Below are 14,600 nucleotides of genomic sequence, written 5' to 3'. Positions count from 1 at the left end.
TTAAACCTTTCAGCCGCCAGTCCTGCCGCGCAAATTCGTCATGATTCTTGACCCATTCGCGTGATAGCCTTTTCATTCTTCGGCGTTGACACCTTTGCTCAAGCCTTTCCATTCCTTATGTATTGGTGGAACTCGTATGACCAGGCTTTCCCATCAAGATTTGCGCCGCAATTTCCGTCAGCTGCTGGCCTCCGACACCTGCTACCACACGGCTTCGGTTTTCGACCCGATGTCCGCCCGCATCGCCGCTGACCTGGGTTTTGAAGTGGGTATCCTCGGCGGTTCCGTGGCCTCCCTGCAGGTGCTTGGCGCGCCGGACTTCGCCCTGATCACCCTCAGCGAATTCGCCGAACAGGCCACGCGCATTGGCCGCGTCGCCCAATTGCCAGTGATCGCCGACGCCGACCACGGCTATGGCAACGCTCTTAACGTGATGCGCACCATCGTCGAACTGGAACGCGCGGGCGTCGCTGCACTGACCATCGAAGACACCCTGCTGCCCGCGCAATTCGGGCGCAAATCCACCGACCTGATCACCGTGGCCGAAGGCGTCGGCAAGATCCGCGCGGCGCTGGAAGCCCGGGTCGACACCGAGATGGCCATCATCGCCCGCACCAACGCCGGCATTCTGCCGAATCAGGAAATCATCAGCCGCACCCGCCAATATCAGGCGGCGGGCGCTGACGGTATCTGCATGGTCGGCGTGCAGGACTTCGATCAGCTGGAACAGATCGCCGAGCATCTGACCGTGCCGCTGATGTTGGTCACCTACGGCAACCCGGCCCTGCGCGACGACAAACGCCTGGCCGAACTCGGCGTACGCGTGACCATCGACGGCCACGGCGCCTACTTCGCCGCGATCAAGGCAACCTACGACAGCCTGCGCGAACAGCGGCAGATCTTCACCCAGGCCTCCGATTTGAGCGCGACCGAGTTGACCCACACCTATACCCAGCCGGAGGAATACATTCTCTGGGCCAAGGAGTACATGAGCGTCAAGGAGTGATGCACACGCTGCACCGGCCCTTCGCGAGCAGGCTCGCTCCCACAGTTGAAATGCGGTCCCCTGTGGGAGCGAGCCTGCTCGCGAAAGCGTCTATTGCGGCACCGCTAAACCGGCGTCTTATACCCCTCCTACCGCTGCGCCGCCCGCGCCTGAATCACATTCAGAATCGCGCAGCCCTCGCGCATCAGCAGATGAACCGCGCTGGTCACCCGCGTCAGATCACAATCGGAGATGCCCTTGAGGTTGAGGCTGGCGAAAGTGTCGGCCAGATCGCGCACGACCACAAACCGGTGCATCGCACAGGCGGCCATGTCGCTGAGTTCTGTATGGGTATTGATGAAGAGCACCGGCGATTCGGCGTCGTAGGTGTCGATGGGGAGGTAGCGCGGCATTACCTGGTCGGTCATAGAGTTCACTCCAGAAAGGTCAGGTTCTGTATTCGACCGGCCAAGATCGTCGCAGAGTTATCTGCGAACGGAGACTATAAGAGCCGCGCCCGACGGCCGCAACGAGAGCTTCTGTCGGACTTTTCGGTATTTTTTGTACGCCGTCCTCGACTGCCACTTTTCCCACAAAAGCCCCTCACCCTAGCCCTCTCCCAGAGGGAGAGCGAACCGATTGGGGGATGCTCAGGATCTGCGCCGACGTGGTGGACCGTGTTGAATGCGAAATTGAATTCAGCAGAAAATCTTAAGCTTGCCGCATTGACTATAAACAACACGGTCAGTCCCCTCTCCTGGGGAGAGGGCTAGGGTGAGGGGGTGAGTCAACTGACACCCCATCCCAAGCATTCACACCACCAACCCCATCACCGCGGCTTCGCCAACTCCATGATCATCCGTGACAACAAATAAATCCGCGGCGCCACGCTCGCCACCTCGGCATACTCCTCAGGCGTGTGAATATTGCCGCCGACAATGCCGAAGCCATCCAGCGTCGGCGTCCCTACGCCTGCGGACAGACTGGCATCCGCCGCGCCGCCGCTGCCCTCCTCGGTGAGCTTGCGGCCAATTTCGCCGTAAATGCCTTGAGCCATGGCCATCAAGCGATCGGACTCAGCGGTCTGCGGCATCGGCGGCAAACCGCGCTGCAAGGACGTTTTCACTTCGGTATCGGCAATCAACTTGTCCTGCGAGACCCGCGCCAGATCCTTCTCGATGCGATCAAATTCCTCCGGCACTGCCGCGCGCACATCCGCCTTGGCCGTGGCCTGATCAGGAATCACGTTGGTGCGATCGCCGGCCTTGAGCACGGTGAAGTTGATGGTGGTCTTCTTCGCCTCGTCACCGAGCTTGCCCAGTTGCAGAATCTGATGCGCCGCTTCCATCGCCGCGTTCCGTCCCAACTCTGGCGCGACGCCGGCGTGGGCGGCCTTGCCTTTGACTTCGACCAGCGCCGTCGCACTGCCCTTGCGCCACACCACCAGGCCATCGGCCGGGCGCCCCGGTTCGAGGTTGAGGGTGACGTCGTGCTGTTTGGCGGTTTTCTTGATCAGGTCGGTGGCGACGTCCGAGCCGGTTTCTTCGCTGGCATCCAGCAGGAAGGTGATCTGCGCGTAATCCTTGAAGTCGAGGTTCTTCAGCACTTTCAATGCGTAGATGCCGGCGACGATGCCGCCCTTGTCGTCCATCACACCCGGCCCGTAGGCGCGGCCGTCCTTGATGTGGAAAGGCCGCTCGGCGGCGGAGCCTTCCTTGAACACCGTGTCCATGTGCGCCATCAGCAGGATTTTCGCCTTGCCGGTGCCTTTGAGCGTGGCCAGTACGTGGTTGGATTTTTCCGGGGTGTTGGGCACCAGTTCGATGGTGGCGCCGAGTTTTTTCAGTTCATCGATGGCAATGTCGCTGACCTGTTTCAGGCCCGGCTCATAACCTGAGCCGGAGTCGATATTGACCAGTCGCTCCAACATTTTCAGGGCTTCGGGCTGATACTGCTCGGCATCGGCGAGCACTTGTTTGTGCGGTTCGGCGGCGTTTGCGGCCGAGAATGCGAGGGACAGACCGAGGCTGGCGGCCAGCAGAGAGCGGGGAAATGAGAACGTCATGAAGCAGTCCTTGTTTCGTGTCGGAGGGATTCAACCGTAACCGACATTGACGCAAGGCTCTATAGCGGATGCGACACTGATCTAACCGACAACACATACCCCGGTGGGAGCGAGCCTGCTCGCGAAGGCGTCGTGGCAAACGATATTGATACCGCCTGACCCAGCGCTTTCGCGAGCAGGCTCGCTCCCACAGGTATCAGCTCGCCCGTCAGACCGAATCCAGCAGCGCCTGCCTCGGCTTGTTGTCGCTGTTGCAGATCACCCGATTGCGCCCACTGGCCTTGGCTTCGTACAACGCCTGATCGGCCTCATCCAGCCAACGCGTGGCGTCGGCATGGCTCGGGTCGTACGCGGCCAGGCCAATGCTCAGACTGACCTTCAACGCGGGGTTCTGCTCGTAGCCCATCACCGCAAAACGCTCGCGCAAGGCTTCCATCGCCTGAGCCGCGTTGAACAGTGGCAGCTCCGGCAGAATCACGCAGAACTCGTCCCCGCCATAGCGCCCGGCCACATCCGTGGCGCGTAGATTCTGTTTGAGCAGTTTGCTCAACTGGCGCAGGACGATATCGCCAGCGACATGCCCATAGGTGTCATTGATCGCTTTGAAGTGGTCGATGTCGATCAGCGCAATCGCCGCGCCCTGCTGCTGGCGTTTGCAGCGCTGGAACGCGAGGTTCAGCTGATCCTTCCACGCGCCGTGATTGAGCAGACCGGTCAGGCTGTCGGTGCGACTCAACGCCAATAGCTCGCGCTTGTGCCGACCGAGGGTCGAGGCCTGGCGAAAGCAGATCCAGCCCAGCGCCAGCGGATACAGCAACAGCAACGGCAAACAGGCGTACAGCTGCAGCGGCGTTGTTGGCGGGATGAACGCCGGCGCAAACACCACCAGCCCTACGCCCATACCGAGCAACTGCACCGCCGTGCCCGCCAGCAAAAACCGCCCGCCACCGATGGCGACGTTGTTCATCGCCATCATCGAAATCGTGGTCGCGCTGGGCAAGGGATTGAATTGCATGGCGGCGACCCAGAAGCCGCCCATGAATGCATCGATCAGCAAATTGCGGTGTTCGGCGCGAAACGGCACGCTCGAGCTTCGCGCCCATTGAAAGGCCAGATGCGGCCAGACCAGGCCGTTGAACAGCATCAGGCCCCACACCCACAGCGGCGGATCGAGCGCGTGCATCGCCACGCTGACACACATCAGCCCGAGCAGCAGCCCGAACACCCGCGACCTGTAAAGCCTCCTGGCCAGTGAAAGTCCCTTTCCTCGCGTATTTCCCATAAGGGCCTCGACCGCGCGATGCATGGTTACATCCCGACAAGGATGTGTCCGGAGTCTATCAGGGCGCCGTTAAATAGCCATCACCGGCCAGCGGCCTGAATAGAGCGCTATCAGCGCCGCACGCGCGGCCCAGAGTTGGCTATAAATGAAAGAGGGGAAATGGAAAAACAACTATAAAAAGGGGGCACATGCATACCTACGCTGTGTTGATCATCGGCAGCGGTTTCGGCGGCCAGTGCGCGGCGGTCAACCTGCTCAAGGCCGGAATCGACGACTTTCGCGTTCTTGAACGACGCGACTTCTTCGGCGGCACCTGGTGCCAGAACACCTACCCCGGCGCAGCGGTGGACGTGCCGTCGCCGCTGTATTCGCTGTCATTCGCGCCCTACCGCTGGTCGCAGATGTTCGCCGAACAGGCGGAACTGCGTCGCTACACCGAACAGGTGATCGAGCAGTTCGGTTTACGCGAGCGCGTGGAACTGGGGGCGGATGTCGAGCGCGTCGAGTGGGACGAAGCGGAAAAGCATTGGTTGGTGCAAACCCGCGCCAGAGGTACTTTCCGAACCCAATTCCTGATCAATGCTTCCGGGCCGTTGAGTCAGCCGGTCATCCCCAACTTTCCTGGGATGGATCGCTTTCAAGGCAAGACTTTTCACACAAACAATTGGGATCACAGCTACGACTATCGCGGTAAACGCGTGGCGATCGTCGGCAGTGGTGCCAGCGCCGCGCAGGTGATCCCGGCGATTGCGCCACAAGTCGAACACCTGCATGTATTCCAGCGCACGCCGCATTGGGTGCTACCGCGTGCCGATCGCAAATTCGGCCGTTTCCAGCGCTGGCTGCTCGGTCTGAAGCCGGCGTACAAGCTGCTGCGCTGGCTGATCTACTGGCAATTCGAAACCCGGGTGATCGCCTTCAAATACTCGAGACCGGCGATTCATCTGGTCCAACGACATGCGCTGCGTTTTCTCAAGCGCCAGGTTCCGGACCCGCTGCTGCGGCAAAAACTCACTCCGGACTTCACCATCGGCTGCAAACGCGTTTTGGTGTCCAGCACGTACTACCCGGCGCTGAGCCGCGCCAACGTCACGTTGCACAGTCGCGAGCACGGCATCGCTTCGATCGACGAAAGCGGGATCAACACCGTGGACGGTGAGCATCTCGATGTTGATCTGATCGTCTGGTCCACCGGTTACGACGCCACCGACGGGGTGATTTCCTACCCGGTCAGCGGCAAAAACGCGGTGCAACTCAGAGATGTCTGGGCCGAATACCCGCGCGCGTACCTCGGCACCAGCCTGCCGGATTTCCCCAACCTGTTTATCGTCACCGGGCCGAACACCGGCATTGGCCACACCTCGGCACTGTTCATCATCGAATCGCAGATGAACTACATCCTCGACTGCATCCGCACCGTACGGGCCAAAGGCCTGAGCAGCATCGAAGTGCGCCGTGACGCAGAACGTACCTACACTGCAATGATCCACCGGGAAATGCAGCGCACGGTGTGGAAATCCGGTAGTTGCCACAGTTGGTACCAGAGCAAGAGCGGTCATGTGATCGCGATGTTTCCCGGCTTCAGTTTCAGCTATCACCTGCTGACCCGGGCGCTGAAACCGGCCGACCATATTTTGTCCTGAACACGTATAAGGAAGACGTCGATGCTTTTGCTGTTTGTCGCACTCGCGGTTTTCGTGGCCTGGAGCTGGTTGAGTTACCCGGCGGTCGGCCATTGGTTGTACAACCTGGCCATGGCCAGCGAGGCCAGGTTGTACAAATTGCACAAGATCGAAGTGCCGATCGCCGAGATGACCGTGTCGACCTGGCAAGGCGGGCCGTACGAGGCGTCCAGCGCGATCCTGATGCTGCACGGCTTCAGCGCCGATAAAAACCTCTGGCTGCGCTGCGCCCGGCACTTCGTCCGTCAGTATCGGGTGATCATTCCGGATCTGGCCGGCCACGGTGAGACTGGCTTCAAGGCTGGCGGCGGTTACGACATTGCGGTTCAGGCCAAACGCATGATTCAGCTGCTCGACGTCTGCGGCGTGGAGAAAGTCCACGTCATCGGCAACTCCATGGGCGGCTACATTGCCGCGTGGCTGGCGGCGACCTATCCGGAGCGAATCGCCTCGCTGGCATTGATCGACCCGGCCGGCGTCACCGCTCCGGAGCCAAGCGACATGGAGCGCCATCTGGCGCGCGGGCACAACCCGTTCCTGATCAACTCCCGCGAAGAATTTCAGCGCTTCTACGCGATGACCATGGAGTCGCCGCCGTGGGTGCCGAAACTGGTGCTGGACGCCGTCGCCCAGCGCTACGAGCAACAGCGTGACGAGCTCGAAGAAATCTTCCGCGACTTCCGCGCCAGCCCGCCGATGGAGCCGAAACTGGCCGAGATCCAATGCCCGGCGCTGTTGCTCTGGGGACGCAAGGATCGCCTGATCGACGTCAGCAGCGTGCCGGTGTGGAGCAAAGGCATCGCCAATCTCGAAGTGGATGTGTGGGATCACGTCGGGCACATGCCGATGGTCGAACAGCCGGGAAATACCGCGCGGCTGTACGGGCAGTTTCTGGAACGACAGCGATGAAGATGGATACTCGCAATGCCCCAGGTTGCGCACCTGATCGTTCCCATGCTCTGCGTGGGAACGATCAGCGGAGACAGAAGGTTGGCGTTCCCATGAACATCCTTTACGACGAACGCCTCGACGGTCCGTTGCCCGAGGTGAACAAGGGCGAATTGCTCAAGGCTCTGCAACAAGCCCTGCCGGACCTGGACATCCTCTGGCGCGAAGATGAACTCAAACCCTACGAATGCGACGGTCTCTCCGCCTACCGCACCACGCCGATGCTGGTCGCCCTGCCCCGTCGACTCGAACAAGTGCAAACCCTGCTGAAACTCTGCCACCAAAGCAACGTGCCTGTCGTCGCGCGGGGTGCCGGTACGGGCTTGTCCGGCGGCGCGCTGCCACTGGAAAAGGGCCTGCTGCTGGTGATGGCGCGGTTCAACAACATCCTGCACATCGACCCCGCTGCACGTATCGCGCGGGTTCAGCCGGGGGTGCGCAATCTTGCTATCTCCCAGTGCGGCGGCCCCATTTGGCTTGTATTACGCACCGGATCCGTCATCGCAGATCGCCTGCTCGATCGGCGGCAACGTCGCGGAAAACGCTGGTGGCGTGCATTGCCTCAAGTACGGCCTGACCGTGCACAACGTGTTGAAAATCGAAGTACTGACCATCGAGGGCGAACGTCTGACGCTAGGCTCCGAGGCGCTCGATTCAGCCGGTTTTGACCTGCTCGCCTTGTTCACCGGCTCCGAAGGCCTGCTGGGAATCATCACCGAAGTCACGGTGAAACTGCTGCCCAAACCGCAAGTCGCCAAGGTCCTGCTCGGCAGTTTCGATTCAGTGGAAAAGGCCGGCCGCGCGGTTGCCGAAATCATCGCAGCAGGGATCATTCCGGGTGGTCTGGAAATGATGGACAACCTGGCCATTCGCGCCGCCGAAGACTTTATCCACGCCGGTTACCCGGTCGACGCCGAGGCGATTCTGTTGTGCGAACTCGACGGCGTCGAAGCCGACGTGCACGACGATTGCCAGCGCGTACGGGAAGTCATGACAGCGGCCGGCGCCACTGAAGTGCGCCGGGCCCAGGACGAGGCCGAGCGCGTACGTTTCTGGGCCGGGCGCAAAAATGCCTTCCCGGCGATAGGTAGATTGTCGCCGGATTATTACTGCATGGACGGCACCATCCCGCGCCGCGAATTGCCCGCTGTGCTGCAAGGTATCGCCAGCCTCGGCGAAGAATATGGCTTGCGCGTGGCCAACGTGTTCCACGCCGGCGACGGCAATATGCACCCGCTGATTCTGTTCGACGCCAACCAGCCGGGGGAGCTGCATCGCGCCGAGGCATTGGGCGGCAAGATCCTCGAACTGTGCGTGAAGGTCGGCGGCAGCATCACTGGCGAGCACGGCGTCGGCCGCGAGAAAATCAATCAGATGTGCGCGCAGTTCAACAGCGACGAGTTACTGCTGTTTCATGCAGTGAAAGCCGCGTTCGATCCGCAGGGCTTGCTCAATCCCGGCAAGAACATTCCGACCCTGCACCGCTGCGCCGAATTCGGCGCGATGCACATTCACGCCGGGCAACTGCCCTTCCCCGAGCTGGAGCGATTCTGATGGCTGATTTCGACGCCGCCAACGCCCTGCTCGATCAGGTCAACGCCGCGCGGGCCAATGCCACGCCGCTGAAGATTCAGGGCGGCAACAGCAAGGCGTTTCTCGGCCGCGAGGTGGCCGGCGAAGTGCTCGACACCCGTGCTCATCGCGGCATCGTTCAGTACGATCCGACCGAACTGGTGGTCACGGTGCGCGCCGGCACGCCGTTGTCCGAGCTGCTCGCGGCGCTGGATGACGCCGGGCAAATGTTGCCCTGCGAACCGCCATCCTTTGCCGACAGCGCCACGGTCGGCGGCATGGTCGCCACGGGACTGTCCGGACCTCGCCGGCCGTGGTCCGGCTCGGTACGCGACTTCGTTCTCGGCACGCGGGTGATCACCGGCCTCGGTCAGCATCTGCGCTTCGGTGGCGAAGTGATGAAAAACGTCGCCGGTTATGACCTTTCGCGACTGATGACCGGCAGTTTCGGTTGCCTCGGCGTACTCACCGAAGTGTCGCTGAAAGTCCTGCCGAAACCGCGCCAGTGCCTGAGCATTCGCCTCGATATCGACTGCGCTCGGGCCTTGAGCAAACTTGCCGAATGGGGCCAGCAACCGCTGCCGATCAGCGCTGCGTGTCACGATGGCCAGAGTCTGTATCTGCGTCTGGAAGGCGGCGAAGGTTCGGTAACGGCGGCGCATCAACGCCTCGGCGGCGAGCCGCTGGACTCGGTTTTCTGGCGCGACCTCAACGAACAGCGCCTGAGTTTTTTCGACGAAGGTTTGCCGCTGTGGCGCCTGTCATTGCCGAACAATCTCGGCCCTCTCGAGTTGCCCGGCGAGCAACTGATCGACTGGGCCGGCGCGCAACGCTGGGTGAAATCCGAAAGCTCTGAGATTCACGCACTCGCCCATTCCTTGGGCGGCCATGCAACGTGCTTTACCCACGGTGCCACCGACTCGCCGTTTCAACCCTTGGCGCCAACCCTGTTGCGCTACCACCGGCAACTCAAGGCACAACTCGACCCGCAAGGGCTGTTCAACCCCGGACGCATGTACGCGGAGGTCTAGCCATGCAAACCACCCTCAGCGAGCAATCGCGGCAACTGCCCCGGGCTGGCGAAGCGGAAAAGATCCTGCGCACCTGTGTGCACTGCGGCTTTTGCAACGCGACGTGCCCGACGTATCAATTGCTCGGCGATGAACTCGATGGGCCGCGCGGGCGCATATACCTGATCAAGCAAGTGCTGGAAGGCGCACCGGCCACCGAGCAGACGCAGCTGCATCTGGATCGCTGCCTGTCGTGTCGCAACTGCGAAACCACCTGCCCGTCCGGCGTCGATTATCACAACCTGCTCGACATCGGCCGTGCGGTGGTCGACAGCGCGGTGCCGCGCCCGGCCGCTCAGCGCTTGCTGCGCGAAGGCTTGCGTGCGTTGGCGCCGAATCCGGCTGTGTTCAAAGGCTTGCTGCGCACGGGCGCGACCTTTCGACCGCTGCTGCCGCGCCTGCTGGAAAGCAAACTGCCGCAACACTTGGGTGTTATGGGGTCGCGCCCCGCTCCTCGGCATCCGCGCCGGGTGTTGTTGCTCGAAGGTTGCGTGCAACCGGGTCTGTCGCCGAACACCAATGACGCGACGGCGCGGGTGCTCGATCGTCTGGGCATCAGCGTCACTCCGGTGAGCGAGGCGGGTTGCTGCGGCGCGCTCGACTATCACCTCGACGCTCAGGGCAAAGGTCTCGACCGCGCTCGACAGAACATCGACGCCTGGTGGCCGCACCTGCAGAACGGCGCTGAAGCCATCGTGCAGACAGCCAGCGGTTGTGGCGCGTTCATCAAGGATTATGGGCATTTGCTTGCGGACGACCCGATCTACGCCTCGAAAGCACGGCGGATCAGCGAAATGACTCGGGATCTGGTGCAAATCATCGCCGAGGAACCGCTGGAGCAAGTGTGCGCCGCCAGCGAACGACGCATCGCCGTGCATTGCCCGTGCACTTTGCAGCACGCACTGAAACTCGGCGGCGCCGTGGAAGCCGTGCTGACCCGACTCGGCTTCAACCTCACACCAGTGCCGGACGGCCATTTGTGCTGCGGCTCGGCGGGCACTTACTCGCTGACCCAACCGGTGCTGGCGCGGCAACTGCGCGATCAGCGCCTCAACGCCCTGGAAAGCGGCCGACCGGAGTTGATCGTCACTTCCAATGTGGGCTGTCAGAGCCATCTGGCGAGCGCCGGGCGCACGCCGGTCAGACACTGGATCGAGCTGGTGGATCAGTCGTTGGCAGAATGAAGTTCGTAGGATTCTTCGTTTGCCCGCGTGGGCGAAGGCTGCGATCTTTTCGGGCATCCATTTCGTCACCGTGGCAGGAATTTTTTTCATGACCGTGCAGCCGTTCGTCAGCCCCGACCTGATCCGCCAACGCTTCTCCCAAGCGATGTCCGACATGTACCGCGAAGAGGTGCCGCTGTACGGCGCGCTGATGGAACTGGTGGAGAAAACCAATCGCGAAGTGCTGGCACGTCAGCCTGACATCGCCGGACAGCTCAAGCGCACCGGCGAAATCGAACGCCTGGACATGGAACGCCACGGCGCTATCCGCGTCGGCACCGCGACCGAACTGGCCACCCTCGCCCGCTTGTTCGCGGTGATGGGCATGCAACCGGTGGGTTATTACGACCTGACCCCAGCGGGTGTGCCGGTGCATTCAACGGCGTTTCGCGCGGTGCATGAAGAAGCGCTGCAGGTCAGCCCGTTTCGCGTGTTTACCTCGTTGCTACGCCTGGAGCTGATTGAAGACGCTGAATTGCGTTCGTTTGCCGAGTCGGTACTGGCCCGTCGTTCGATTTTTACTGAAGAGGCGTTGCGCCTGATTGAACAGGCGGAAACGGCAGGCGGACTGAATGACGACGAAGCCGCAGAATTCGTCCGACAGGCACTGGAGACTTTTCGCTGGCACCACAGCGCCACCGTCAGTGCCGCGCAATACCAAAAACTCAGCGCTCAGCACCGCTTGATCGCCGATGTCGTTGCGTTCAAAGGCCCGCACATCAACCACCTGACCCCACACACGCTGGACATCGACACCGTGCAGGAGCAGATGCCTGCCCATGGCATCACACCCAAAGCGGTGATCGAAGGTCCACCACGCCGCAATTGCCCGATCCTGCTGCGCCAGACCAGCTTCAAAGCGCTGGACGAGCCGATCGCCTTCACCGATCAGCCCGAAACCTGTGGCAGCCACAGCGCGCGCTTCGGCGAAATCGAACAACGCGGCGCCGCCCTCACGCCCAAGGGTCGCGCGTTGTATGACCGCTTGTTGAATGCCGCTCGCGATGAACTGGGCGACTTCCCCAATGAAGCCAATGCCGCACGCTACGACGCGCTGATGACGCAGCACTTTGCCGAATTTCCTGACAGCATCGAGGACATGCGCGAACAGGGGCTGGCGTACTTTCGTTATTTCGCTACGGAAAAGGGCATCGCGCCGCACGGACTTGGCGAATCGTCACTGGAGGATTTAATGCGCGAAGGCTATGTGAAAGCGGAGCCGCTGGTGTACGAAGATTTCCTGCCGGTGAGCGCAGCGGGGATTTTTCAGTCGAACCTGGGGGATGCCGCACAGGCGCATTACGCCGAACACTCCAATCGACATGCTTTCGAACAGGCGCTGGGGCGTTCGACCATTGATGAGTTGGGGTTGTATGCCGAGACGCAACGGCGGTCGATTGAGGAATGTGCCGAAGTGCTGCGGATCAAACTGACCTGAATTTGCGCCGTTCTATTGTAGGAGTGAGCCTGCTCGCGATAGCGGTGTAACAGTCGCCGATGATGTGAGTGGAAAGACGCCTTCGCGAGCAGGCTCGCTCCCACAGGTTTTGCGGATGGACCGCCGTTCAGGACAAGCGACAAAACCAAATGGTCGCTGCATCTATTGGAAAACAATGTCGGATCTGAATTATCCCGCTTGTTTTCACAAACCAATCAGATCGGCAAATTAAGCTTCACCTAAGCTTCCCCGCTAGCATCCCGGCTCATCAACCTGTCGTCTTGAGCCGTGATGAGTCCCTCCGACATGAAAGCCTTCGATCTGCCTACCCAGCCGCATCCCGACTTCAGTCTGGTTCTGGTCAATTACAAAACCCCGGACATCACTCGCATGTGTCTGGAGCTGTTGCGCGAGCATGTCCAGGCGCAGGGCATTCCAGTGTGGGTGGTGGACAACGATTCGGCGGATGCCAGCCTCGATTATTTGCGTTCGCTGGACTGGATCAATCTGATCGAGCGGCCGTCGCCCGGTAAGGAAATGGGGCATATTGCTCATGGCAAGGCGCTGGATCTGGCCTTGGCGAAAGTTGAGACCGATTATTTGTTTCTGCTGCACACCGATACCTTTGTCTACGACATGGAAGTGTTCGCGATGATGATGCGCGAATGCACGAAAAGTGCGGACATGGCGGCGGTGGGTTGTGTTGAGCAACTTGATCGTGGGTGGCTGCGAGACACCTGGCGGTTAACTTCGCGGTTCTGCAAACATCATGTTCGTAGGCTAAAAGTTCATTTCGGCCTGCGTTCGAAACCACCACGCCCGTATAAAGAAACGCATCTGAAAAGTTTCTGTACGCTGTGGAATGCGCGTTTGATGAAGTCGCTCGGGCTGCACTTCTGCATGGATGAGGAGGTGCCTGGTTACACGCTTCAGGATCGAATGGTCGGGTTGGGCTATGGCGTCAGGTTCCTCTCGCCGCGGAAGATTTTCCGCTATCTGGATCACATCCAGGCCGGCACCGTCGCGGCGGCAGGCACGTATGGCAAGGATCACCGCCGTACAAAAATGTACCAGCAGACACTCAAGCGCTTGCAGGGGCAGCATGGCAAAACCGGTATGCAGGCTTCGACTTGATCGAAAACAATAAAAAAGGGCGACTTCAAAGTCGCCCTTTTTGTTTGCAGATTCTGTATACAACTTTCGCCAGTAGTGGAGTTCGCCCAGTGTTACGGCCTGGCAATCCTTGCACCGGTAAAGAGCCCTGACACTGGGCGAACGCCGAGGATTTTAATTCAAACAAGTGGACCTGTCGTCATGGGCAAACATGAAATTTTTGCACTGAAAAGTTAAAAACTGTGTTTTGCCGATTTATCCCGGGAATTGTCTTACAAAAACCTTTATATGATTGCTCTCATACATAAAGTTGTACAAGAGCAATAAACTTGTAGAGTTAATACTCAACTATCGTGCTGACTGGTCACTTTCAGGATATCGGTATAAGTGACAATAACGCTCTGCCCTACTTTCAGATCTTTCAACTTGGCCTGAATCTCCGGCTTCTTCACATCGAGCGTCTTCGATTGTCCGGACGGATCTTGGAGGGTGACCTGATTGGTCTTCAAATCGATTTTGCTGATTTTCAGCTGCACCTGAACCTGACGATAGGCCTCGCCGCCCGGGTTATCGCTGCCCGGGGCCTTGCGCAGTTCGCCGGTACGTTCGGTGGTGCCTGGCAGACCTTTATCCACGTCTGTATCGAGATAAGCGGCGACAGATCGCTGCACCTCGATTTTCACCAGGTCCCCTACTTTGAGATTGGCAAGATTTTTCGCTTTGTCGCTGAGCTGAACGTGGACCTGACGTCCCTCGGGGCCTTCCAGCACGACCTGGTGATTGGCCGGGTCGACGGCGAGCACTTTGGTGGTAACGGAATCGGCCTCAACGACGGCAGATAACGGAATATCGGCAGCTAAAGCGCCGAAACTGGCAGCAGAAAGCAGCGTTGCGAGAGTGATGGCCTTGGCCAGAGCGTCGAGCTTCATATGCATTACTTTCCCTGTGATGAAATGGCGACGCCCGCCACCGAAACGACTTCTGCAGCAGGCGTGCCAGTGAGCATAGACGCTGTTCAGGGCTTGACTTGGGTTTGTGGCCCACGGGTATGTGGCTTGGCAGTCTCCTGGGCGGTGGATTCGCCACTCGGGGTGCCTTTGCCGCTGTCCTGTCGCTGCTTGGGATCAGTCGGGCGCAAGGCATCATTGTCGCGCTCGGTTTCACCGGCCGGGCGTGGTTCGTCGGGGTTGTCGTTCTGGTTGTTGGTGGTATTCATGGCAGG

Annotated in this window: 12 protein-coding genes and 1 pseudogene; 8 read left to right on the top strand and 5 right to left on the bottom strand. The window is 60.2% G+C overall.

The window, feature by feature from the left end:
• Positions 1 to 136: 136 nt before the first annotated feature.
• Positions 137 to 1,006 carry an isocitrate lyase/PEP mutase family protein gene (locus tag AB4O12_RS05085; RefSeq protein ID WP_016774123.1) on the top strand — a complete coding sequence of 290 codons (870 nt, stop codon included), beginning with the start codon at positions 137 to 139 and terminating at the stop codon, positions 1,004 to 1,006.
• A 128-nt stretch (positions 1,007 to 1,134) separates the two neighbouring features.
• Here AB4O12_RS05085 and AB4O12_RS05080 read toward each other — a convergent pair whose 3' ends face one another.
• The 3 genes from AB4O12_RS05080 to AB4O12_RS05070 all read right to left on the bottom strand — a co-directional run bounded on the left by AB4O12_RS05080 (position 1,135) and on the right by AB4O12_RS05070 (position 4,332).
• Positions 1,135 to 1,413: a hypothetical protein gene (locus AB4O12_RS05080; RefSeq protein ID WP_457263575.1), complete on the bottom strand. Its 279-nt coding sequence runs from the start codon at positions 1,411 to 1,413 to the stop codon at positions 1,135 to 1,137.
• Between the two features lie 401 nt (positions 1,414 to 1,814).
• Positions 1,815 to 3,050, bottom strand: a complete 1,236-nt coding sequence (locus tag AB4O12_RS05075) for a M20/M25/M40 family metallo-hydrolase (protein WP_056784596.1) — start codon at positions 3,048 to 3,050, stop codon at positions 1,815 to 1,817.
• Positions 3,051 to 3,258: 208 nt separating this feature from the next.
• Positions 3,259 to 4,332: a diguanylate cyclase gene (locus AB4O12_RS05070; protein WP_252869187.1), complete on the bottom strand. Its 1,074-nt coding sequence runs from the start codon at positions 4,330 to 4,332 to the stop codon at positions 3,259 to 3,261.
• Positions 4,333 to 4,520: 188 nt separating this feature from the next.
• Between AB4O12_RS05070 and AB4O12_RS05065 the strand changes: the two genes are divergently transcribed.
• The 7 genes and pseudogenes from AB4O12_RS05065 to AB4O12_RS05035 all read left to right on the top strand — a co-directional run bounded on the left by AB4O12_RS05065 (position 4,521) and on the right by AB4O12_RS05035 (position 13,399).
• The gene (locus AB4O12_RS05065; protein ID WP_460060592.1) at positions 4,521 to 5,975 is read left to right on the top strand and encodes a flavin-containing monooxygenase; all 1,455 of its coding nucleotides are present in this window, start codon (positions 4,521 to 4,523) and stop codon (positions 5,973 to 5,975) included.
• A gap of 21 nt (positions 5,976 to 5,996) precedes the next feature.
• Positions 5,997 to 6,923: an alpha/beta fold hydrolase gene (locus AB4O12_RS05060; protein WP_460060589.1), complete on the top strand. Its 927-nt coding sequence runs from the start codon at positions 5,997 to 5,999 to the stop codon at positions 6,921 to 6,923.
• 92 nt (positions 6,924 to 7,015) lie between these two features.
• Positions 7,016 to 8,516, top strand: a pseudogene (glcD, locus tag AB4O12_RS05055) (glycolate oxidase subunit GlcD).
• Positions 8,516 to 9,565, top strand: coding sequence for a glycolate oxidase subunit GlcE (gene glcE, locus AB4O12_RS05050; RefSeq protein WP_460060587.1), 1,050 nt, complete (start codon positions 8,516 to 8,518; stop codon positions 9,563 to 9,565). The pseudogene glcD and the gene glcE overlap by 1 nt, the downstream one beginning before the upstream one ends.
• Positions 9,566 to 9,567: 2 nt before the next feature.
• Positions 9,568 to 10,788 (top strand): glycolate oxidase subunit GlcF, encoded by a 1,221-nt coding sequence (gene glcF, locus AB4O12_RS05045; RefSeq protein ID WP_460060585.1) that lies wholly within the window; start codon positions 9,568 to 9,570, stop codon positions 10,786 to 10,788.
• An 88-nt stretch (positions 10,789 to 10,876) separates the two neighbouring features.
• Positions 10,877 to 12,265 (top strand): 2-oxoadipate dioxygenase/decarboxylase HglS, encoded by a 1,389-nt coding sequence (hglS, locus tag AB4O12_RS05040; protein WP_460060582.1) that lies wholly within the window; start codon positions 10,877 to 10,879, stop codon positions 12,263 to 12,265.
• 306 nt (positions 12,266 to 12,571) lie between these two features.
• A complete protein-coding gene (locus tag AB4O12_RS05035) occupies positions 12,572 to 13,399 on the top strand; it encodes a glycosyltransferase family 2 protein (RefSeq protein WP_252869545.1) in 828 nt (275 codons plus the stop codon).
• A 323-nt stretch (positions 13,400 to 13,722) separates the two neighbouring features.
• On the opposite strand, the gene AB4O12_RS05030 is transcribed toward AB4O12_RS05035, so the two are convergent.
• Positions 13,723 to 14,307 carry a hypothetical protein gene (locus AB4O12_RS05030; protein WP_041478611.1) on the bottom strand — a complete coding sequence of 195 codons (585 nt, stop codon included), beginning with the start codon at positions 14,305 to 14,307 and terminating at the stop codon, positions 13,723 to 13,725.
• Between the two features lie 86 nt (positions 14,308 to 14,393).
• Positions 14,394 to 14,594, bottom strand: a complete 201-nt coding sequence (locus tag AB4O12_RS05025; protein ID WP_041478610.1) for a hypothetical protein — start codon at positions 14,592 to 14,594, stop codon at positions 14,394 to 14,396.
• Positions 14,595 to 14,600: the final 6 nt, after the last annotated feature.

The sequence above is a fragment of the Pseudomonas sp. S2_A05 genome (genome assembly GCF_054668485.1).
This window is presented reverse-complemented; position numbering and strand designations above follow the sequence as displayed.

Coding starts and splice junctions, on each gene's coding strand:
- AB4O12_RS05085 (WP_016774123.1), top strand. CDS start 137: ATGACCAGGCTTTCCCATCAAGATTTGCGCCGCAATTTCCGTCAGCTG.
- AB4O12_RS05080 (WP_457263575.1), bottom strand. CDS start 1,413: ATGACCGACCAGGTAATGCCGCGCTACCTCCCCATCGACACCTACGAC.
- AB4O12_RS05075 (WP_056784596.1), bottom strand. CDS start 3,050: ATGACGTTCTCATTTCCCCGCTCTCTGCTGGCCGCCAGCCTCGGTCTG.
- AB4O12_RS05070 (WP_252869187.1), bottom strand. CDS start 4,332: ATGGGAAATACGCGAGGAAAGGGACTTTCACTGGCCAGGAGGCTTTAC.
- AB4O12_RS05065 (WP_460060592.1), top strand. CDS start 4,521: ATGCATACCTACGCTGTGTTGATCATCGGCAGCGGTTTCGGCGGCCAG.
- AB4O12_RS05060 (WP_460060589.1), top strand. CDS start 5,997: ATGCTTTTGCTGTTTGTCGCACTCGCGGTTTTCGTGGCCTGGAGCTGG.
- glcE (WP_460060587.1), top strand. CDS start 8,516: ATGGCTGATTTCGACGCCGCCAACGCCCTGCTCGATCAGGTCAACGCC.
- glcF (WP_460060585.1), top strand. CDS start 9,568: ATGCAAACCACCCTCAGCGAGCAATCGCGGCAACTGCCCCGGGCTGGC.
- hglS (WP_460060582.1), top strand. CDS start 10,877: ATGACCGTGCAGCCGTTCGTCAGCCCCGACCTGATCCGCCAACGCTTC.
- AB4O12_RS05035 (WP_252869545.1), top strand. CDS start 12,572: ATGAAAGCCTTCGATCTGCCTACCCAGCCGCATCCCGACTTCAGTCTG.
- AB4O12_RS05030 (WP_041478611.1), bottom strand. CDS start 14,307: ATGAAGCTCGACGCTCTGGCCAAGGCCATCACTCTCGCAACGCTGCTT.
- AB4O12_RS05025 (WP_041478610.1), bottom strand. CDS start 14,594: ATGAATACCACCAACAACCAGAACGACAACCCCGACGAACCACGCCCG.